This is a genomic window from Jannaschia faecimaris, assembly GCF_900107415.1.
Taxonomy (GTDB): Bacteria; Pseudomonadota; Alphaproteobacteria; order Rhodobacterales; family Rhodobacteraceae; genus Jannaschia; species Jannaschia faecimaris.
Map to the genome: position 1 here is coordinate 260,566 of NZ_FNPX01000003.1, position 18,961 is coordinate 279,526.

Sequence of the window (18,961 nt, forward strand, 5' to 3'; positions counted from 1 at the left end):
TCGCCACGTCTACCGGTCTCTCGGGCTGTCGGATCTGTTTGCCGTGATGAGATCCACATCGGTGATGTTGGGGGCATTGCTTCCGATCGTGGCCGTCGCCCTTATGCTTAAATCGCTTCTTGTGATTCAGGGGGTGCCAGATGCTTTCGCGGAGTGGGTTCAGTCAGTATCCGCCAGCAAGGTTGCAATTCTGCTGGCCATGAACGTAGCGCTTCTGATCGTTGGATGCCTGATTGATGGAATTTCAGCGATCCTGCTGTTGGCCCCGATGATGTTGGCCGTCGGCACTGCAATCGGTGTGCACCCGATTCAGCTTGGCATCATCATCGTCCTCAATCTGGAGATTGGCTTGCTCACCCCACCGATTGGAATGAACCTGCTGATCGCGTCCAGGTCGTTTGGGACCCGGGTCTCTGATGTCGCGGGGTCTGCCGTACCGTTTATTCTTTTGATGTTGGCTGTCTTGGTGCTCGTGACATTTTGGCCCGGACTGTCCTTGGCGCTCATCGGGTAAGCTATCCTGCGTCCATCTCTGCTAGGGGGCTGATCGTTTGCAACGCCATCGTACCATCCAAGTGTTCGCGCAACGCCAGTCGGGCACCCCGAAGTTGTGGCATGTCATACGCGGGCCAAAGACTGACCTGATCATTCGTGCAGTATCGGACTTCTGGCGCTGCGGTATCGCTTCCGCCTTGAATGCCCCGAAGTTTGGACCTGAGACTGCGACCGCATTTCCTCCGGCCAGATAGACCGACAAGCGCAGCTATCCTAACGGCCAGTGGCAAGGGAAATTTATCGGGCGTCGCCAGGCAGGCAGAGCGGCCCCATCTCAACCGCACTTTCGCTGGGCGGCGCGGCATATTAGGTGATGTAGAAAGGGGAAAGCCGATGTCGTTCTTCAAGAAACTCAAGGACCGTCTGACGCGGTCGTCGTCCAAGCTGGAAGAGGGGCTGGATGCCATCGTGGAGGAGGGTTCGGAGGGCACACCGGGCCCCGCACCGACACCCGAGCCTGAGCCGACTTCCGCGCCGGCGTCGCCTTCGCCAGCCCCAGTCCCGATGCCTGATCCGGTTCAGGCTGAACCGCTGGCGGAGACGTCCAAGCCAGGTCTTCTGGGCCGTTTAATGGGTCGCGCCCTGCCCAACGCCGCCCCGCGCCGCGTTCTTGATGATGAGATGTTGGAGCAGTTGGAGGAGTTGCTGATCGCTTCCGACATGGGGGTCGAAACCGCCCTGCGCGTCACTGCGAACATGGCTGAAGGGCGGATGGGCCGGAAGCTATCGTCCGAGGAAATAAGGCGGCTGATGGCCACGGAAATCGCCCGCATCATGGAACCTGTCGCCCGGCCCATGCCCCTGACACCACAACGCCCGCAGGTCGTGTTGGTCGTGGGCGTCAACGGCTCGGGCAAGACCACGACCATTGGCAAGCTGGCCAGCCAGTTCAAGGCTGCGGGCAAATCCGTGGTAATCGCGGCGGGTGACACTTTCCGCGCTGCCGCCGTCGAACAATTGCAGGTCTGGGGCGACCGGGCGGGCGTACCTGTAATGGTGGCACCCCAGGGATCGGATCCGGCCTCTCTGGCATTCGACGCGATGGCCAAGGCGGAAGCTGACGGGGCCGATCTGCTGCTGATTGACACGGCGGGGCGGCTTTCTAACCGTGCCGACCTGATGGAGGAACTGGCCAAGATCGTCCGCGTGATCCGCAAGAAGGATCCGACCGCGCCGCACAACACGCTTCTGGTTCTGGACGCGACGACGGGCCAGAACGCCCTGACGCAGGTGGACGTGTTCAAAAAGTTGTCCGACGTCTCGGGTCTGGTAATGACCAAGCTGGACGGAACGGCAAAGGGAGGCGTTCTGGTGGCATTGGCCGACCGGTTCGGCCTGCCAATCCATGCGATCGGCGTGGGTGAGCAGGTCGACGATCTGGATGCGTTCGACCCAGAGGAATTCGCGGCCGCATTGGTGGGTCTGTCAGAATGATCTGCGCGGGCCCCCGGCGGGCGGGATTGGCCTTTACCGTGGGGCGCGCGATTTCGGGTGTGGATCGTGTCTGGCTTGCCAAGTCTGTCGCCGCCTTTGCCGAGTTGGGCATCTTCCGGACACCGATCTCGCTATGACTGATTTTGCGACCCTCCGTATCGGGCCCGAACTGGCCCCGCTCTCTGCAAGGGAACGCGCGGAGTTCATGGACGCCGCCGGTCTCCTCGACCACGATACCTGTCCGCCGGGCTTTGCCGGTCACTCTGCCGTCTGGGCGCGGGACCGGGATCTTCTGATCGGACAGGGGGCAATCGTCGAGCTTTCACCCGATGCGATGCAAGCGCGTTCGCGGTTGGTGCCCCGGCACATGGAGGCGCGCACCCGCGTCGCGTTGATCGACATGCTTGCCGTACGCCCGGAATACCTTGAGACGGGGCTGGAGGAGCAGATCACGCGGGCACTTATCGATGCGTTCGCCGATACGGTGCCCCGTCCGTCAGAAGCGGTGATCTTCGTTGGCCCGGCCCGCGCTCCGGTTCTTTTGTCGACCCTGCGCGGACTTGGCCTGACCGAGGAAGCTTTCCGGTGACCTCGTGCGAGGTAAGCTCTCCCGCTGATGTTCGTCCGTCAACGGTGTTGTCCGCGCGGGCGAACCCTTGTTCCGAGCGGCAGGGTTCTCGCGCCCTTTGCGTCCTTGATCGGCTGGACGGTCCTGATCGGTCGCGCCGCAGGTGATCGAATGGATCGACGCCATTCAGGGAACCGAGGTGGGGCACAGGCTCGCCCTTTGGCTGGCGTTGGCCGCAGCGTTCCTTCACGCGCTTTTCGGCGCGTTACAGAAGGGTGCCACCTTCGACCCCTGGACGTCGCGGACGGCGATGGACGTGGCGATTTTCGGAATGTCCGCCCCCATCGCCCTGTTCGTGGTGCCGTGGCCCCCGCTGGAGCTGTGGTGGGTGCTGGTCGGTATGGTCGCGATCCAAACCACCTATAAGGCCTTGCAAGGCGCGACTTATGCGCGGGGGGCCTATACGGTCGTCTACCCCGTAGTGCGGGGGACGGGGCCGCTTTTCACGGTGTTCGGTGCGGGTCTGATCTTTGGCGAAACCTTCACCGGGCCGCAGTGGGCGGGCGTCGGCCTGTTGATGGCCGGGCTGTTCGGTCTTTCGGCATATAACATGGCCAAGATCACGGTGGACCGCGCGACCCTGGCACCTGCGCTGGGGCTGGCGGTGCTGACCGGACTGATGGTGGCGATCTATACGACCTGGAACGCCTGGGGCATTCGCGCGATGGAGAACCCGTTCACCTTTCTGGCTTGGTTCTTCATGCTGACATCGTGGGATTTCCCGGTTGTCGCCGCAGTCCGCGGTAAATGGCGGCGGCCGGAGCCGGCTCTGCTCAAGCTGGGCCTTGTCGGCGGACTTGTCGCTTTCGGATCTTTCGGGTCGATCATGATGGCAACACGGCTCGACTCGGTGGGTGAAGCGGCCATCCTGCGCGAGACCTCGACGGTATTTGCGGCCCTCATCGGATGGGTTCTGCTCAAGGAGGCGGTCGGGCCGCGGCGCCTCGTCCTGATGTCGCTGATTGCGCTTGGCGCGGTGGTGGTGGAGTTCGCGGGGTGAAATCCCTATGTCACTCATGCGACAACAGGAGACGCCCATGACCGATCCCGATTCCAAATCCGTACCCGGCTGGGCCAAGACCGCGCTGGAACTCGGGCCTGTCGCGCTGTTTTTCGCGGGCTACGTCTACCTCAAGGACGAGACATTCACGATTTCCGGCACCGAATACGGCGGTTTCATCGTGGTCACGGCGCTGTTCGTACCGCTGATTCTGGCATCAACCGCGCTTCTCTGGCGGCTGACCGGCAAGCTCAGCCAGATGCAGATCGTGACCGCGGTGCTGGTGACGGTATTCGGCGGACTTTCAGTCTGGCTGAATGACGAGCGTTTCTTCAAGATGAAGCCCACGCTGATCTATCTGCTGTTCGCGGCGGTCTTCTTTTTCGGGCTGTGGCGCGGGCGCAGCTATCTCGCCATGGTCCTGTCTGAGGCGATGCCGCTGACGCATGACGGCTGGATGATACTGACCAAGCGGATGGCGTGGTTCTTTGTCGGGCTGGCGCTGGCGAACGAGGCGATCTGGCGCACGATGTCCACTGACGCTTGGGTCAACTTCAAGACCTTCGGCCTGCCTGTCGCGATGTTCGCTTTTTTCATCGCGCAGGCCGGCCTGATGAAGGCGCACTCCAGCGAGGAAGAAGCGCCGGGCGAGGATTAATCCTCGCCGCCGCCCTCGGGTTTTTTCATCCGCTTGGTCGATGGGGCCTTCTTCGGCTTCGCGATGCCGCGTCCCCTCTGACCGCCCTTTCGCAGACTGATCGAGCTATCGGCCCGCAGCCGCGCCGTCCGTTCGGATTTCGTTTCCTTCGGCTTGTCGTCAAACCGCTTCGGGCCGCCGGGTTTGCCACCACGATCCGGTCGGTTGCCACGGGGTTTGTCATCACGCGAACCGGCGTCGCGATCGCCCTTGGCCCAAGGCGCGCGGTCGCCCTCGCGTGAGGGGCGATCCGGGTTGCCGTCCCAGTCCTTGCGCGGTGGTTTGGCCCCGAACTTGCGGGGGGCTTCGCCGTCGCGGGTGGGTTTCGCCCCGAATTTGCGGGGGGCGTCGCCATCGCGGGTGGGTTTCGCCCCGAATTTGCGGGGGGCGTCGCCATCGCGCGCCGGGCGCGGTCCACGTTTGTCGTCCCTGTCGGGACGAGCCCCGCGCGGGGGGCGCGATCCGTCGCCATCATTACGTGTCACGGGTGGCTTGCCGGTCCAGGGGCGGTCGCCTTTCGCGGCGCGCGCAACGCGGGCCTCTGCGGGGCTGCCGGAACGTGGCTTGCCGCGCGGTGCATCGTCGCTGCGCCGATCCTTGCCGCGTCCCTGGTCGATCAGCCGGTCGCCCGCGGACCGGGGTTTGCGCCCCTTCGCATCTCCCGCGCCATCGCGCCCGGCGCGGGCGTCTTTCTTTTCGTCGACCGGAATTTCCTTGCGGCTCTCGGCCAATTCACCGTCCCATGTTCCGCCCAACTGTTCCTTGACGATGCGTGGTTTGATCTCCTCCACCTCTCCAACGGGCAGGTTGCCCAGCTGGAAAGGACCGTAACTCGTGCGGATCAGGCGGTTCACGTACATGTCCACGGCGGCGAAAGCACGGCGGATTTCTCGATTGCGGCCTTCGCGCAGGCCTACCGTCAGCCAGGCGTTCGCGCCCTGCTGTCGGTCGAACGTGATCTGCATTGGTGCGAATGTTTCTGGGCCATCTTCGCCTTCGACTGTGATTCCGTCGGCCAGCTTCTTGATCGCGGCGTCGTCGGGCTTACCGTTCACCCGAACGCGATACCGTCGCAGCCATCCGGTCGAAGGCAGCTCAAGTTGCCGCTTCAAATCCCCGTCGTTGGTCAGCAGAAGCAGCCCTTCGGAGTTCAGGTCCAGCCGGCCGACCGACAGCACGCGGCCCAACTCCTCCGGCAGGGTTTCGAAGACCGTCTCGCGGTCTTTCTCGTCCTTTTCGGTGGTCACCAAGCCGGCCGGCTTGTGGTAGAGCCAAAGCCGCGCGCCGTCCGCTTTGGGCAGGGGCGTGCCGTCCACGGTCACCTTGTCCCCGTCCATCACGTTGTGCGCGACGTTGGACACGGTTTTCCCGTTCACCTTGACCCGCAGGTCGGCAACCATCTTCTCGGCATCCCGGCGGGAGGCCAGCCCGGCCCGCGCGATCACCTTGGCGATCCGATCGCCCGCTCTGTCTGTGTTCTCTGTCATGGGGGCGCTCTACGCCGGTTCCGGTGCCGGGGGAAGCCTTGCGCGATGGCGCGCGGCACGGCATCTGCGTTCCATGTTCAGTTCGTTCATGCCCGAAGCCCTGTCCGAGGCCCGCGCCGCCGCCCAGCGGGGCGAGGTGCCCGTAGGCGCGGTCGTTACCCGAGGAAACGAAATTCTTGGGCGCGCCGGAAACCGTACTCGGGAATTGAGCGACCCGACCGCGCATGCAGAATTGCTGGCCATTCGCGCCGCCTGTGCGGCCTTGGGGCAGGAGCGTCTGACAGGCTGCGCGCTCTGGGTCACGCTGGAGCCGTGCGCCATGTGTGCCCAGGCGATTGCCCATGCGCGGCTGGACAGGCTTCATTTCGGCGCGGCGGATCCGAAATCGGGGGGGGTATTGGTGGGCGCGCGGGTCTTTGAGCATCCACAGACTCATCACGTTCCCGAAATCCACGATGGCATCGACGCAGACGCCTGCACCGCCCTGCTGCGGAGTTTCTTTGCGGGCCGACGCTGAACGTCCGACTTGCGACGTGTCCGCGACGCCTGTGCCGCGAATTGGTCTTGCTTACCCCAAAGGCCCTCACGTCGGTTGCGACAGAAAAGACTGGAAGAAAAAAACGCCAAGCCTAATCATCGTAACGAAAATGGCGCGCCCTGGCTGAGCGCGCCTTTCCAACGGTTCGGAGAGGAACGAACCGTCTTGGTCAGTCCTCGGATGCGATGCTCGCGAGGATAAGCTGCGCCGCGGGCGTGTGGCCACCACGGTCACTTTTGAACGTCGTCAGCACCGGCTGGGCCGCTGCTTCATCGCCGATGGCTGGGCTGATGCCGGAAGCCATGGAAACGGAGAGAGCGGCGATCAGCAGGGCGGATTTAGCGAAATGGGTCATCGGTGAGTCCTTCCTGGGTTGATTGCCATGTGTTCTGCGAAAGACCGGATTACTCGTCTTCAGCGTTGGCGGCCTGGATCTGATCGAATATCGCCTGGGCCTTGGGGCTGTGACTGTCCCCGTTGCGGGTCGAGGGCGCGGTCGAGACGATCTTGTCGCCGTTGTTCTTGCTGGCGTTGAAACGCTCGATTGCCGAGGAGTCGGCGAAAGCGGGGGCCGACAGAGTGACGAGGGCGGCGGTCATTGCGAAGAGTTTCATGGTGTCTTTTCCAAATCCGATTTCGTTACGGGAACAATTTGCCCCGCAGAGGAGGTGATATGGGCCGCCTCTGGGTGACTCTCAATGCACGCGAGAAAGATATTTCTCTAATAATGGTGCGAAAATGCAGTAACCGACATGGCGTTCTGCACCGACTTCAATGTTGCGTGCGCAGACATCGGATTCCTCGAGGGTCGGGGCACCCGCCCCGGGGCCAATTCAGCCGTGTCTGTCAGCCCAAGACGGCAGCGATCCGCCGGTCGAAGCCTTGATGCCACGCGCAATGGCGCGCGACAGGCAGGCGGATGCGGCATGGCCCAGGCGCAACCCGTCCCAGACGGGATCAGGCAGTGGGTGCGCGCCCGTTGCGGCGGCAAAGATCAGGTCGCCGTCCATAGGCGTATGGCTGGGCAGAATCGCGCGCGCCATCCCGTCATGCGCCGCCGTGGCCAAGCGCGTCGCTTGCGCCTGCGTCAAAAGCGCGTCGGTCGCGATGATGGCGATGGTCGTCGATTGTCCGGGCGTCGCGTTGCCATACGGCTCCCAAGTCGGGTCAAGGGTGCCGGGGCCCAAGTTGCCGAATTCGCCGTCGATCTCCCACGGGGCTGCGAAAAACCTGCCCGCATCGTCGCAAACCCGACCAAGCGCATTTACCCCGACCAGCGCGCCCACGGTTATGCCGCAGTCCAGCACCACGGACGCCGAGCCGAGACCTCCGGCAAGGTCCATGGTGGTCGCCCCAAAACCCGCGCCTGCCGTGCCCAGTTTGAAATCGGTGCCCGCCGCCGCCAGCGCCCTTTGGCCCAATCGGGCATAGGGGTTCCGGTTCCAGCCCTTGTCGCCGTCGTTGAGCAGGTCGAACAGGATTGCGGCCGGGACGATGGGTACCCGCTGGTCGCCGACGGCAAAGCCACGCCCCATTGCCCGCAGCCCATCCGCCACGCCCGAAGCCGCGTCCAGCCCGAAGGCTGAACCGCCAGAGAGGACCAGCGCGTCCACTTCCTGCACCAGCTTATCTGGGGCCAACAGGTCCGTCTCGCGGGTTCCTGGCGCGCCTCCCATCACGTGCACGCCTGCGACGAACGGCTTGTCGCCCAGCAATACCGTTGTCCCGGTGCGGATGGTGGCGTCTTCGGAGTTACCGACCCGCAGGCCCGCGACATCCGTGATCAGGTTCCGGGGGCCGGGCCGCATGTCAGTCTTCCTCGGGGATCAGAGCGCGGGTGATCTTGCCGGGAAACCGCCCGACGACGCGCAGGTGGTCGGTACGCACAAGGGGGACTTTCGCGCCCGGCAGGATCAGGACCAGCGTGTCCTCGGATATCGTCTCCGGTCCCTCTCCGGCAGCAAAGAAATGCGCCAACCGGGCTTCGAAGTTGCGACGAATAACTTCCACCTGATCGAAATCCGCCTCGGGCGCGACATCCAGCAGATGTGCGAACGCCAGCTGTTGCGCGGCGAAGTTCCCCGCCAGAATACCGATCGAGACATGAAATTTCATGCCTTCCCCGCCTTCAATTCTAAACCGCTGCGCTCGTCGAGGCCCGTGCGGCTTCGATCAGATGCAGCGGCCACCATCCACCTCCAGACCCACGCCGGTGATCATCGACGCCTCCTCCGAGCACAGGAAGCACGCGGCATTTCCCAAGTCGCGCGGCGTGGAAAACCGGCCGAGCGGAATGGTCGACAGGAACTTCGCGCGCATTTCCGGTGTATCTTCGCCCATAAAGCTGGCCAACAGGGGCGTGTCGCCCGCAACCGGGTTCAGACAGTTCACGCGGACACCGTGGGGGGCCAGTTCAACGGCCATGGTCTTGGTCGCAGTGATCATCCAGCCCTTGGAGGCGTTGTACCAGTTCAGGTTCGGGCGCGGACTGACCCCGGCGGTCGAGGCTACGTTCAGGATCGCTCCTGTCTTCGCGGCCTTCATCAAGGGCACCATGTGGCGCGCGGAGTGATAGACCGACTTGGCGTTTACGGCCAGGACGCGGTCGAACTCCTCCTCGGATACGTCTTCCATCGGCTTGGGCAGGTGGGTGATGCCCGCGTTGTTGACCAGGATGTCGATGCGGCCCCAATCGGACATCGCCCGTTTGGTCAGACGCGCCCAGTCCTCGCCGTCAGCGACGTTGACCCGCTCCCACATGCCCATCACGGCCTGCGACACCTCGGCTGCCCCGTCGGCGTTCATGTCCGCGATCAGGACGCGCGCGCCCTCGGCCGCGAATTTCTCCACGATTCCCCGTCCGAAGCCCGAGGCCCCGCCGGTCACGATGGCCGTCTTGCCGTCCAGTCTCATGTCGATCCTCCCCGTTCGGTCTCTTGATGCCTGAGGCGGCGGGGCCTTGCAATTCCGTCCCGTCCGCCTGTTGCATGTGGTACACTTGACGTCTTGCAGTCAGGGAGGTTGGAGAAATGACACGCGATGAAGTGGCACGCGAACTGGTCGCCGGCTGCCGTGACGGTCGGGAGACTGAAAACATAGACAAACTCTACGCCAAGGACGCCGTCAGCGTGGAAGCCGCCGACATGGGCAACGGCCGGGAGACGGTCGGTCGGGCCGGAATTCACGGCAAGCACGAATGGTTTGCCAGCATGTACGATCAGGTTTCGGGCGACGTCTCCGACCCAATGCCGCACGGCGACGACCGGTTTGCTGTGATCTTCGACATGACGATGAAAAAGCGCGAAACTGGCGAGACGGAGCACATGCGGGACATTGGTGTCTATACCGTCAAGAACGGGAAAATCGTGCGGGAGGAGTTCTTCTACCCTACGACCTGAAGGCCTGCGTGGTGTTGCCCTATATTCGGTCGCCGTCTGGGGCCGTCAGCCGTGGTGCGCGGCAACGGTCTTGAGTTGGCTGAAGCCGTACAGCGCCTCGAATCCCTTTTCGCGACCATGTCCCGACTTGCCGATCCCACCGAAAGGCAATTCCACACCGCCGCCCGCGCCGTAATTGTTGATAAACACCTGGCCAGCCCTCAGGTCGCGCGCCAGACGCATCTGCCGTGCCCCGTCACGCGTCCAGACGCCCGCCACCAGCCCGTAATCGGTGCCGTTGGCGATCTGCACCGCTTCGGCCTCGCTCTCGAAGGGGATAACGACCTGCACGGGGCCGAAGATTTCCTGCTGCGCCAACGAGTGATCCGGTGTGACGCCGGATAACAGCGTCGGGCGTACATAGCTGCCGTCCGGATCTGTACCGGGCACGATTTCACCGTGCGCGGCGATGGTCAGGCCGTCTGCCCGCGCCAGGAAGCTTTCGACAATCTCCTTTTGCCGGGCGGAGATGAGCGGCCCCATGTCCAGATCGTCCATCGCCGCACCGACGCGCAGCGCGCTGTAGCGCTCGGCCATGCGTGCGACTACATCGTCATGGATCGCGCGATGCACCAAGATGCGCGACGCAGCCGAACAAGTCTGGCCCGCGTTCTGGATACCTGCGTTCACCAGAAATGGCAGCGCGGCGTCCACATCGGCGTCATCAAAGACCAGTTGTGGCGACTTGCCGCCCAACTCCAGCGTGACCGGAACCACGTTGTCACCCGCCGATTTCTGCACCAGCCGACCCGTCGCGACCGAGCCGGTAAAGCTGATGTGGTGGATGCCGGGATGCGCGGTCAGCGTGGCACCCGCCTCGGCCCCGAGACCGGGCACCACGTTCAGCGCGCCGTCCGGCAGCCCCGCGTCAACGGCGATGCGGGCGAAGGCCAAGGCGGTCAGGCAGGCCTCCTCGGCGGGTTTGAGCACGCAGGCGTTGCCCATGGTCAGGGCCGCGCCGACCGACCTGCCGATGATTTGCATCGGGTAGTTCCAGGGCACGATATGGCCCGTTACACCGTGCGGCTGGCGCAGGGTGTAAACGGTGTAGCCTTCCAGATAGGGGATCGTCTCGCCGTGCACCTTGTCCGCAGCGCCGCCATAGAATTCGCAGTAGCGCGCCAGTGCCACGGCATCGGCCCGCGCCTGTTTCAGGGGCTTGCCCACGTCCAGCGCCTCCAGCTCGGCCAACTCATCGACACGCTCCAGCACCATTTGGCCGATGCGGGTCAGGATGCGCCCACGCTCCAGCGCCGACATCCGGCCCCAATCGCCCGACAGCGCCTGGTGCGCCGCGGCAACGGCGGAATCGATGTCACGGGCCTGTCCGCGGGGAATCTGGGCGATTGTCTTCCCGGTTGACGGATTGCCCAGCGGAAGTGTCTCGGCGGCGCGCAGCCAGCGGCCCCCGATAAGCATTTCGGAAGGGTCGAACCAGAGGGCGTCGGTCATGGAGGGCTCCTGTCTCAGCGGTCTTCGGGCGCAATGTCGCGGATGCGGGCGACATGGGCCGAAATGTCGTCGGTGGTGAATTTCGAATGTACCCGCGTTGTGCTGGCGGGGTGGTGACCCAGGCCCAGCCGGTGCGTGTCACGAAACGCGGTAAGGGGCCGGATCGGGCGGGGCGCGAAATTACCACCACAGGTCGGGCAGACGTCGTGCAGCCGGGTTTCCACGCAGTCGGCGCAATACGTGCATTCGTAAGAGCAGATACGCGCATCCTTTGAGTCGGGCGGCAGGTCGCGATCGCAGAGTTCGCAGTTTGGGCGCAGGTCCAGCATGTCAGGCGGTCCACTCCTCCGGGATGGTCGGCGCGGCGGCCAGCAATGTTTTTGTGTAATCGTGCTGCGGCGCGTTGAACACCTGCGATGTCGGCCCCTCCTCCACGACCCGCCCGGCCTGCATCACCAGTATCCGGTCCGCCACGGCGCGCACCACCGTCAGGTCGTGGGTGATGAACAGGTAGGCAAGGCCCAGCCGCATCTGAAGGTCTTTGAGCAGGTCGAGGACCTGTGCCCGCACCCGCACGTCCAGCGCGCTGACGGCTTCGTCCAGCACCAGTACGTCCGGTCGGGTGATCAGGGCGCGGGCGATGGCGATGCGCTGACGCTGGCCGCCAGAAAATTGGTGGGGATACTTGTCGAGATCGTCGGCGGTCAGGCCGACCTGGGTCAGCGCCTCACCTGCGCGGGCCTCCGCGTCGGCGGGCTTGCCTGTCAGGTGAAAGGGTTCCTGCACCAGTTTACGGACGGTCCAGCGCGGGTTGAAACTGCCGTAGGGGTCCTGGAAGACCACGCTCAGGCGTGCGCGATCCGCGCGGGTCATCGCGGTGCCGGCGGGTTTGCCCATCAGGGTGATTGCACCGGACTGTACCGGCTCCAGCCCCAGCAAAGCCCGCGTCAGGGTGGACTTGCCGCAGCCGGATTCGCCAACCAGTCCCAGGCATTCGCCCCGGTTCAACGTCAGCGACACTTCATCGACTGCCCGCATAGCACCATAGGTGCGGGTCACGCTTTCAGCCGTCAGAACCGGGCTGGCTGCGATATCCCGGCCCGCGCGGGGTGCCGGTTGCGAAGCGGTCAGCAAGTCGCGGGTATAGGGATGCGCGTGGGTCCGGAACAGGGCCTCGGTCGCATCCGCTTCGACGATTTCACCATCCTTCATGACTGCAACATGATCGGCCAGCCCGGCGACCACGCCCAGATCGTGCGTGATCAACAGCAGCGCCATCCCTTCCTCGCGCACAAGGTCGTGCAACAGGTCCAGGATCTGGGCCTGCGTGGTGACGTCCAACGCGGTCGTCGGCTCGTCCGCGATCAGCAGGCGCGGCCGCCGGGCAATGGCCAGCGCGATGCAGACCCGTTGCCGCTGTCCGCCCGACAACTCGTGCGGATAGCGATCGAGCGGAACATGCCCAAGCCCCACGCGGTCCAGCTTGTCACGCGCGATGGCCAGCGCCTCGGCCCGCGCCATGCCGCGCAGACGCAGTGTTTCGGACACCTGCGCGCCGATGGTCTGCACTGGATTAAGGGCGGTCATCGGCTCCTGAAAGATCATGCCGATGTCGTTGCCGCGCACCTCCAGCCATTGGCGTTCGGTCAGGGTCAGCAAGTCGGTATCGTCGAGGTGGATCGCGCCCTTTGTCTCTGCCCCGCGGGGCAACAGCCCGATCATTGCCAGCGCAGTCATCGACTTGCCTGACCCGGATTCCCCCACCAGCCCGGTGATTTGACCGGGCGTCAGCGTCAGCGACACCTCCCGCAGGATCGCTGTGCCGTGAATTGAAAGCGAAAGACGGTCGAGCGCGATCACCCGCGCACCCTCCTGAGCCGGGGATCCAGCGCGTCGCGCAACCCGTCGCCCAGCAGGTTGAGGCCCAGAACCATGAAGACGATGGCAAGACCGGGCAGGATGGCCAACTGCGGTTCGGAGTAGATCATGGTCTGCGCATCGGCGAGCATCCGTCCCCAACTGGGCGTCGGCGGCTGTGCCCCAAGGCCGACGTAGGACAGCGCCGCCTCGGCCAGGATGCCCAGCGAGAACTGGATTGTGGCCTGCACGATCAGCAGGCTGGCGATGTTGGGCAGGATGTGCTGTGCCGAGATCAACGTTCGCCCCTTACCTGCCACCCGGGCCGCCATCACGTAGTCCAGCGTCCAGAGCGGGAGCGCGCCCCCCCGCGCGACCCGTGCAAAGACGGGGATGTTGAAGATGCCGATCGCAAGGATCGCGTTGAGTGCCGAGGGTCCGAAGACGGCCGTGATAAGGATCGCGATCACCAGCGAGGGGAACGCGAAGATCAGGTCGTTTCCCCGCATGATGATTTCGTCCAGCCAACTTCCGCGATTGGCCCCGGCCGCCAAGCCCAGCGGTACGCCCAATGCGATGCCGATCCCCACCGCGACCAGTGCCACGGCAATCGAGGTGCGGGCCCCCGCCATCAGCATCGACAGCATGTCGCGCCCGAAATGGTCGGTTCCCAGCGGGTGCGCGCCCGATATGCCCAGCGACCGCTGTGAGATGTTCAGGACGCTGGTATCATGCGGTACCCAGACGACGCTGAGCAGGGCGGCCAATGCGAAGATCGCGGTCAGCACGGCTCCGATTATCATGGCTCCCCTCATGTTGCGCGCCTGCGTAGACGGGGATCGGCGAGCGTATAGGCCAGTTCGACCGCGAAAGTGACCGCGATGACCGCGAAGACCAGAAGCATCGTCACCGATTGCACCACGATCAAGTCGCGTTGAGTGATGCCCTGAAAAATAAGCCGCCCAAGACCGGGCAGGAAGAATACGTTCTCGATGATGATGGCACCGGCTAGAAGGAAGCTGAATTGCAGCCCCAGGATCGTCAGCACCGGGATCGCGGCGTTGCGCAGCGCGTGGCGCACGGTCGCGGCGCGGCGGCTCAGTCCCTTGGCCCGCGCCGTGCGGATGTAATCCTGATCCAGCGTGTCTATCAGCGCACCGCGCAGCACCCGCGCCAGGATCGACGCCTGCGGAAGGGCCAACGCCACCGCCGGCAGCGTCAACGCCTTCACCGCGGCAATGGGGTCGGTCCAGCCGGGAAAGCCCCCCGCCGACACCCACCGGAGTTTCACCGCGAACAGAAAGACCAACAGCATCGCAAACCAGAAATTCGGTACTGCGATGCCCAGTTGCGTAGCCCCCATCACACCCCAATCCGACGGACGCCCCCGCCGCGTCGCCGCCAGCAGGCCTGCGGGCACGGCGATCACCACGGTCAGGATCAAGGCATAGGCCGCCAGTGGCGCGCTGACCCCGATGCGGTCGGCGATTAGCCCGGCGACCGGCACGCGGTAAGTATAGGAGGTGCCGAAATCCCCGGTCAGCATCCCACCGACCCAGGCTAGGTAGCGCTGCATCAGCGATCCCTCCAGCCCCAGCTCGGCCCGCAAGGCCGCCACCGTATCGGGCTGCGCGTTCAGGCCGAGCATGAAGGCGGCCGGGTCGCCGGGTACGGCTTGCAGCATTACGAAGATCACGACGCTTGCCACCGACAGGGACAGCGCCATTGAAACAAGCCGTATGAGGATCGTGCGGGTCATTGCCGCGACGCTAGACGTGGTGTGCGCCGGGGGGAAGGGCGGGATCGGCCCTGCGTGCTTGCTGTCCCCCCAGCCTGACCCCGAGGCGTTGTAACGCCGGGGCTTTCGCCGGTCCGTCAGTCCTGCGCGCGCAAGACTCCGGCAGGTCGCGCCGCCAATGGTCGCCAGGCAAAGGCCAGGCCCGCCAGCAGCGTCGCGAAGGCACCGCCGACGACGATCGCCATGGCAGAGCGCCATTCGAACGCATAGGGGGCGTCCATCACAAAAGTCAGGATGCCCCACCCGGCAAGCGCCCCTGCCCCGATGGCCACGATGCCTGCCGCCGCCCCCAACAGGGCCGAGCGTAGCGCGAAGCTCAGCAGGATGGTGGCGCGCGTTGCTCCCAGCGTCTTGAGGACCGAGGCCTCGAAAGTCCGGCTCCTCTCACCCGCGGCGGCCGCGCCGATCAGGACGATGAAGCCCGTCAACAGCGTCGCGCCCGCCCCCCAACTGGTGGCCGCCGCAAGCGCGCCGAGCGCCTCGGTCACCAAGGCGATTGCATCGCGCACCCGGATCGCGGTGATGTTGGGCGCATCGCCCGCCACGTCGCGCAGGATCTGAGCCTCCGCGCTTTCCTCGGCATAGACGGTTGAAAGCCATGTGTGCGGCGCGCCCTGAAGGGCCGCGGTGTTAAAGATGATGACGAAGCCGATGCCGCCCGAGGAGAAATCCACTTCGCGGAAGTTCGTGACCGTCCCCGTGATGTCGCGGCCCAGCACGTTCAGCGTGACCTTGTCCCCCAGCTCGATTCCCAGCTCATGCGCTTCTTCGCGCGCGAAGCTGATCTGTGGTTCACCGGCGTAATCCTCGGGCCAGAATTCGCCCGAGACGATCCGCGTACCTTTGCCCGGCGTGTCGGCAAAGCTGATCCGGCGGTCGCCGCGCGTGACCCAATGGTCAAACTCCGACGCGGGACGCCCGGCTATGGAGCGCACAACGCCGCCCAGCATCGGCGCGGTATCCACGCGGCTGACGGCAGGGTCGTTTTCGACGCGATCCAGAAACCCTTCCAGTTGGTTTGGCTGGATGTCGACGAAGAAATACGATGGCGCGCGTTCGGGCAGGTCGCGGTCGATGGCCGCGCGCATGTTGGCGTCGATCTGCCCCACGGCAGCCAATACCGTCAGGCCCAGGCCCAAGGACAGGACAACGGCTGTCGCCTCGCCCCCCGGTCCCCCGACCGAGCCGAGCGCCAGTCGCAGGGCTGGCCAGCCGCGCACGACCTTCGTGCTGGCCAGTTTGCGTGCCAAACGTCGCACGCCCCAAGCGGCTCCAATCAGCAGAACGAGCGCGACCGCGATGCCCGCCGCCGAGGACAGCGCAAGTTCCGGGATGCCCGACAACAGGGCTGAAGACGCGATCAAGGCGACCGCCGCCACGGCCAATGCCGCGATGTAGCGTTTGCGCGGCCAGATACGGGTGTTGCCAGTCGCGTCGCGGAACAGGCTGGCGGCGCGCACCTGTTCCGTTCGCGCAAGCGGCCAGAGAGTGAAGATGAGTGCAGTCAGCGCACCGTACAACGCCGCCTCGAACAGGGGGCTGACATGCACGCCAAGCGCGACAGGTACGGGCAGTTGGGCTTCGATCAGGGGGCCCACGACGATCGGGATGATCGTGCCGAGGATCAGGCCCAGAACGATGCCAAGGGCTGCAAGAACGCCGATCTGCATCATATAGGCGGCGAAGATCACGCGCCCTTCTGCCCCGAGTGTTTTCAACGTGGCGATCACGCCTGTCTTGCGGTCGAGGTAGCTGCGCACGGCTGCCGAAACGCCGACGCCGCCCACGGCCAGGCCGGCCAGGCCAACCAGCACAAGGAAGCTGCCGATCCGGTCCACGAACCGTTCGACCTGCGGCGCGGCATTGCGCCGGTCGCGCCAACGCGCGCCGCTGTCGGCGAAGGCCGTCTCAATCTCGGCCTGTGCGGCGTCCAACGCCGTGTCGGGCAAGTCGCCCATATCTATGCGGTATTCGGACTCGAACAAGCTGCCTTCGGACACCAGCCCCGACCCTTCCAGCGAGGCCGTCGACACGATCGTGCGGGGCCCGAGGCCAAAGCCCGCGCCGCCCGCGTCCGGTTCGCGCGTTAACGCCGCGCGAAGGGTCAGTTCCCGCGCGCCCAAGAAAAGCGAGTCCCCGATCGTCAGGCCCAGCCGGTCCACCAGAACGGGGTGCGCGATGATGCCGCCGTCGGCCAGCGCCTCGGCGATGGGCATGTTGGGCGAGAGCTCCACCGTGCCCACCAGCGGATAGAGGTCATCGACCGCTTTCACCTGGGTGAGCGCCCGGTCCGCTTCCGCGCCCAGACCTGTCGCGGCCATGGAGCGGAAATCGATGATCTCGGATACTGTTCCATAGGTGGCCAGAAGCGCGCGCTCCTCTTCGTTCGCCCGGCGATAGGCAAATTCCACCTCCGCGTCGCCACCCAGGATCACGCTGCCCTCGCGCGCGAGACCTTCTGTGATCGACACCCGGACCGACCCGACCGCTGCAATCGCCGCCACGCCGAGCGCCAGGCACGCAAGGAAGATGCGGAACCCGGCCAGCCCGCCGCGCAATTCGCGTCTTGCGATCGTCGCCGCCTGCTTCAGCCAGGTCATTCCGCGGCCTTCGCGTTCCGGGTTTCGGCGTCCAGCCGCCCGTCCACAAGGCGGATCGTGCGATCACAACGCGCCGCCAGCTCGGTCGAGTGGGTGACCATCACGAGGGTCGAGCCGTGTCGGTCGCGCAAGTCGAACAGAAGGTCCATGATCGCCTCGCCCGTGGCCTGGTCGAGGTTCCCCGTCGGCTCATCCGCGAGCAGGATATCAGGACGCGGAGCCGCAGCGCGGGCGAGGGCGACGCGCTGTTGCTCGCCCCCCGACAATTGCGCGGGGTAGTGATCGGTGCGATGTCCCAGCCCGACGGCCTTCAATTCCTCGGCGGCGCGGTCAAATGCGTCGGTAACACCGGCCAGTTCCAGCGGTGTCGCGACGTTTTCAAGCGCGGTCATCGTCGGGATCAGGTGGAAGGATTGGAAAACCACCCCCATATGTGAACGGCGAAAGCGGGCCAGCTGGTCTTCGTCCATCGCGGTCAGGTCATTGCCGAGCGCCTTGACCTCGCCGCCGGTGGCACGCTCCAGTCCGCCCATCAGCATCAGGAGAGACGACTTGCCCGATCCCGACGGCCCCACCAGCCCCAGCGTATCCCCCTTGGCCACCTCAAGCGAGATGCCATGCAGGATGTCGACCATCCCGGCGTTCCCTTGCAGCGACAATTCGACGTCGCGCAGTGACAGGACCATGGGGTTTCTCCTTGGGTTAGGGCGAATGCTTGATTGGAGATATGGGGTATTCGCACCAATGAACAAGTTGGTTCACTCTTCGCTGGCTGCCTTGATTTTAAGCACGCCCGCCCATGCCGAAACCCTGCAGGTTGTGGCGTTGGGCGACAGTCTGACGGCTGGGTATGGGCTGCCCGACGGGCAGGGCTTTGTTCCGCAGCTTCAGGCTTGGCTGGACGCCCGTGATGTCGATGTCGAAATTGTAAACGCAGGCGTGTCGGGCGACACGACAGCGGGTGGGTTGGCACGGCTCGACTGGTCGCTGTCGGAGGATACGGACGCGATGATCCTCGCGCTGGGCGGCAACGACCTGTTGCGTGGCCTGCCCGTGGCGTCCAGCCGGGCAAACCTCGACGCGATCCTGTCACGGGTGGCGGGCGCGCGCGACCTGCCGGTCCTGCTTGTCGGGTTGGAGGCCCCGGCGAATTACGGTCCCGACTTCCAGCAGGCCTTCGACGCCATGTATGTCGAGCTGTCGCAAGAATACGATACGCTGCTGGAGCCGAGCTTCCTCGGGCCACTGGTGGTCGACAGCGACATGGCGACCGCCCGTGCCAGCTACATGCAGGACGACGGCATTCATCCGAACCGCGACGGTGTGGGGGTCATCGTGGACGCCTTCGGCCCTCGTGTTCTCGATCTTATAAAGAATGCAAATCCCTGAACGGCAAACGCCCCCGCCGGGGAGGACGGGGGCGTAGCGGCGACGCGCCGGGGCAGTCAGGGGGGAGAGACTTTGGCGCGTCGTGTCGG

General features: G+C 64.8%; 22 protein-coding genes. 9 read left to right on the forward strand and 13 right to left on the reverse strand.

Going from position 1 to position 18,961, the window contains the following annotated elements; all coding sequences use genetic code 11:
- Window positions 1-46: 46 nt before the first annotated feature.
- The 6 genes from BLV27_RS05760 to BLV27_RS05780 all read left to right on the forward strand — a co-directional run bounded on the left by BLV27_RS05760 (window position 47) and on the right by BLV27_RS05780 (window position 4,275).
- Entirely contained in the window at window positions 47-514 is a 468-nt protein-coding gene (locus BLV27_RS05760; protein ID WP_092643767.1) for a TRAP transporter large permease subunit, read from the forward strand.
- Window positions 515-888: 374 nt separating this feature from the next.
- Window positions 889-1,989 carry a signal recognition particle-docking protein FtsY gene (ftsY, locus tag BLV27_RS05765; protein ID WP_092643770.1) on the forward strand — a complete coding sequence of 367 codons (1,101 nt, stop codon included), beginning with the start codon at window positions 889-891 and terminating at the stop codon, window positions 1,987-1,989.
- The gene (locus BLV27_RS19295; protein ID WP_170831362.1) at window positions 1,986-2,126 is read left to right on the forward strand and encodes a hypothetical protein; all 141 of its coding nucleotides are present in this window, start codon (window positions 1,986-1,988) and stop codon (window positions 2,124-2,126) included. Before ftsY ends, BLV27_RS19295 begins: the two co-directional genes overlap by 4 nt.
- The gene (locus BLV27_RS05770) at window positions 2,123-2,578 is read left to right on the forward strand and encodes a hypothetical protein (RefSeq protein ID WP_092643773.1); all 456 of its coding nucleotides are present in this window, start codon (window positions 2,123-2,125) and stop codon (window positions 2,576-2,578) included. Before BLV27_RS19295 ends, BLV27_RS05770 begins: the two co-directional genes overlap by 4 nt.
- 142 nt (window positions 2,579-2,720) lie before the next feature.
- Window positions 2,721-3,617, forward strand: a complete 897-nt coding sequence (locus BLV27_RS05775; protein WP_092643776.1) for a DMT family transporter — start codon at window positions 2,721-2,723, stop codon at window positions 3,615-3,617.
- A 37-nt stretch (window positions 3,618-3,654) separates the two neighbouring features.
- Window positions 3,655-4,275 carry an inner membrane-spanning protein YciB gene (locus tag BLV27_RS05780; RefSeq protein WP_092643779.1) on the forward strand — a complete coding sequence of 207 codons (621 nt, stop codon included), beginning with the start codon at window positions 3,655-3,657 and terminating at the stop codon, window positions 4,273-4,275.
- Here BLV27_RS05780 and BLV27_RS05785 read toward each other — a convergent pair.
- Entirely contained in the window at window positions 4,272-5,801 is a 1,530-nt protein-coding gene (locus BLV27_RS05785; RefSeq protein WP_092643782.1) for a pseudouridine synthase, read from the reverse strand. The two genes, BLV27_RS05780 and BLV27_RS05785, sit on opposite strands and share 4 nt — an antisense overlap.
- A gap of 73 nt (window positions 5,802-5,874) precedes the next feature.
- On the opposite strand from BLV27_RS05785, the gene BLV27_RS05790 reads away from it, so the two are divergent.
- Window positions 5,875-6,318, forward strand: coding sequence for a nucleoside deaminase (locus BLV27_RS05790; protein ID WP_244504556.1), 444 nt, complete (start codon window positions 5,875-5,877; stop codon window positions 6,316-6,318).
- Between the two features lie 190 nt (window positions 6,319-6,508).
- Here BLV27_RS05790 and BLV27_RS05795 read toward each other — a convergent pair whose 3' ends face one another.
- From BLV27_RS05795 to BLV27_RS05815, 5 genes are all read right to left on the reverse strand, one after another.
- Window positions 6,509-6,694 carry a hypothetical protein gene (locus BLV27_RS05795; RefSeq protein ID WP_092643785.1) on the reverse strand — a complete coding sequence of 62 codons (186 nt, stop codon included), beginning with the start codon at window positions 6,692-6,694 and terminating at the stop codon, window positions 6,509-6,511.
- 49 nt (window positions 6,695-6,743) lie between these two features.
- Window positions 6,744-6,953: a hypothetical protein gene (locus tag BLV27_RS05800; RefSeq protein WP_092643789.1), complete on the reverse strand. Its 210-nt coding sequence runs from the start codon at window positions 6,951-6,953 to the stop codon at window positions 6,744-6,746.
- A gap of 219 nt (window positions 6,954-7,172) precedes the next feature.
- On the reverse strand, window positions 7,173-8,147 hold the full coding sequence (locus BLV27_RS05805) for a P1 family peptidase (RefSeq protein ID WP_092643792.1): 975 nt from the start codon (window positions 8,145-8,147) through the stop codon (window positions 7,173-7,175).
- Between the two features lies 1 nt (window position 8,148).
- On the reverse strand, window positions 8,149-8,454 hold the full coding sequence (locus tag BLV27_RS05810; protein WP_092643795.1) for a hypothetical protein: 306 nt from the start codon (window positions 8,452-8,454) through the stop codon (window positions 8,149-8,151).
- A gap of 57 nt (window positions 8,455-8,511) precedes the next feature.
- Entirely contained in the window at window positions 8,512-9,252 is a 741-nt protein-coding gene (locus BLV27_RS05815) for an SDR family oxidoreductase (RefSeq protein ID WP_092643798.1), read from the reverse strand.
- Window positions 9,253-9,368: 116 nt separating this feature from the next.
- Here BLV27_RS05815 and BLV27_RS05820 point away from each other — a divergent pair, with 116 nt between their 5' ends.
- Window positions 9,369-9,737 (forward strand): nuclear transport factor 2 family protein, encoded by a 369-nt coding sequence (locus tag BLV27_RS05820; RefSeq protein WP_092643801.1) that lies wholly within the window; start codon window positions 9,369-9,371, stop codon window positions 9,735-9,737.
- Window positions 9,738-9,782: 45 nt separating this feature from the next.
- On the opposite strand, the gene BLV27_RS05825 is transcribed toward BLV27_RS05820, so the two are convergent.
- The 7 genes from BLV27_RS05825 to BLV27_RS05855 form a co-directional block, all read right to left on the reverse strand.
- Window positions 9,783-11,228, reverse strand: a complete 1,446-nt coding sequence (locus BLV27_RS05825; RefSeq protein WP_092643804.1) for an aldehyde dehydrogenase family protein — start codon at window positions 11,226-11,228, stop codon at window positions 9,783-9,785.
- A gap of 14 nt (window positions 11,229-11,242) precedes the next feature.
- On the reverse strand, window positions 11,243-11,557 hold the full coding sequence (locus BLV27_RS05830) for a DUF1272 domain-containing protein (protein ID WP_092643807.1): 315 nt from the start codon (window positions 11,555-11,557) through the stop codon (window positions 11,243-11,245).
- Window position 11,558: 1 nt separating this feature from the next.
- Complete coding sequence (locus BLV27_RS05835; protein WP_092643810.1) at window positions 11,559-13,088, reverse strand: dipeptide ABC transporter ATP-binding protein; 1,530 nt, start codon at window positions 13,086-13,088, stop codon at window positions 11,559-11,561.
- Window positions 13,085-13,900 (reverse strand): ABC transporter permease, encoded by an 816-nt coding sequence (locus tag BLV27_RS05840; protein WP_092643813.1) that lies wholly within the window; start codon window positions 13,898-13,900, stop codon window positions 13,085-13,087. Before BLV27_RS05840 ends, BLV27_RS05835 begins: the two co-directional genes overlap by 4 nt.
- On the reverse strand, window positions 13,897-14,844 hold the full coding sequence (locus BLV27_RS05845) for an ABC transporter permease (RefSeq protein WP_092643816.1): 948 nt from the start codon (window positions 14,842-14,844) through the stop codon (window positions 13,897-13,899). The genes BLV27_RS05840 and BLV27_RS05845 overlap by 4 nt, the downstream gene beginning before the upstream one ends.
- Window positions 14,845-14,960: 116 nt before the next feature.
- Window positions 14,961-17,483: an ABC transporter permease gene (locus BLV27_RS05850; RefSeq protein ID WP_092643819.1), complete on the reverse strand. Its 2,523-nt coding sequence runs from the start codon at window positions 17,481-17,483 to the stop codon at window positions 14,961-14,963.
- Window positions 17,480-18,169 carry an ABC transporter ATP-binding protein gene (locus tag BLV27_RS05855; RefSeq protein ID WP_092643822.1) on the reverse strand — a complete coding sequence of 230 codons (690 nt, stop codon included), beginning with the start codon at window positions 18,167-18,169 and terminating at the stop codon, window positions 17,480-17,482. Before BLV27_RS05855 ends, BLV27_RS05850 begins: the two co-directional genes overlap by 4 nt.
- A gap of 58 nt (window positions 18,170-18,227) precedes the next feature.
- Here BLV27_RS05855 and BLV27_RS05860 point away from each other — a divergent pair, with 58 nt between their 5' ends.
- The gene (locus BLV27_RS05860; RefSeq protein WP_092643867.1) at window positions 18,228-18,872 is read left to right on the forward strand and encodes an arylesterase; all 645 of its coding nucleotides are present in this window, start codon (window positions 18,228-18,230) and stop codon (window positions 18,870-18,872) included.
- Window positions 18,873-18,961: the final 89 nt, after the last annotated feature.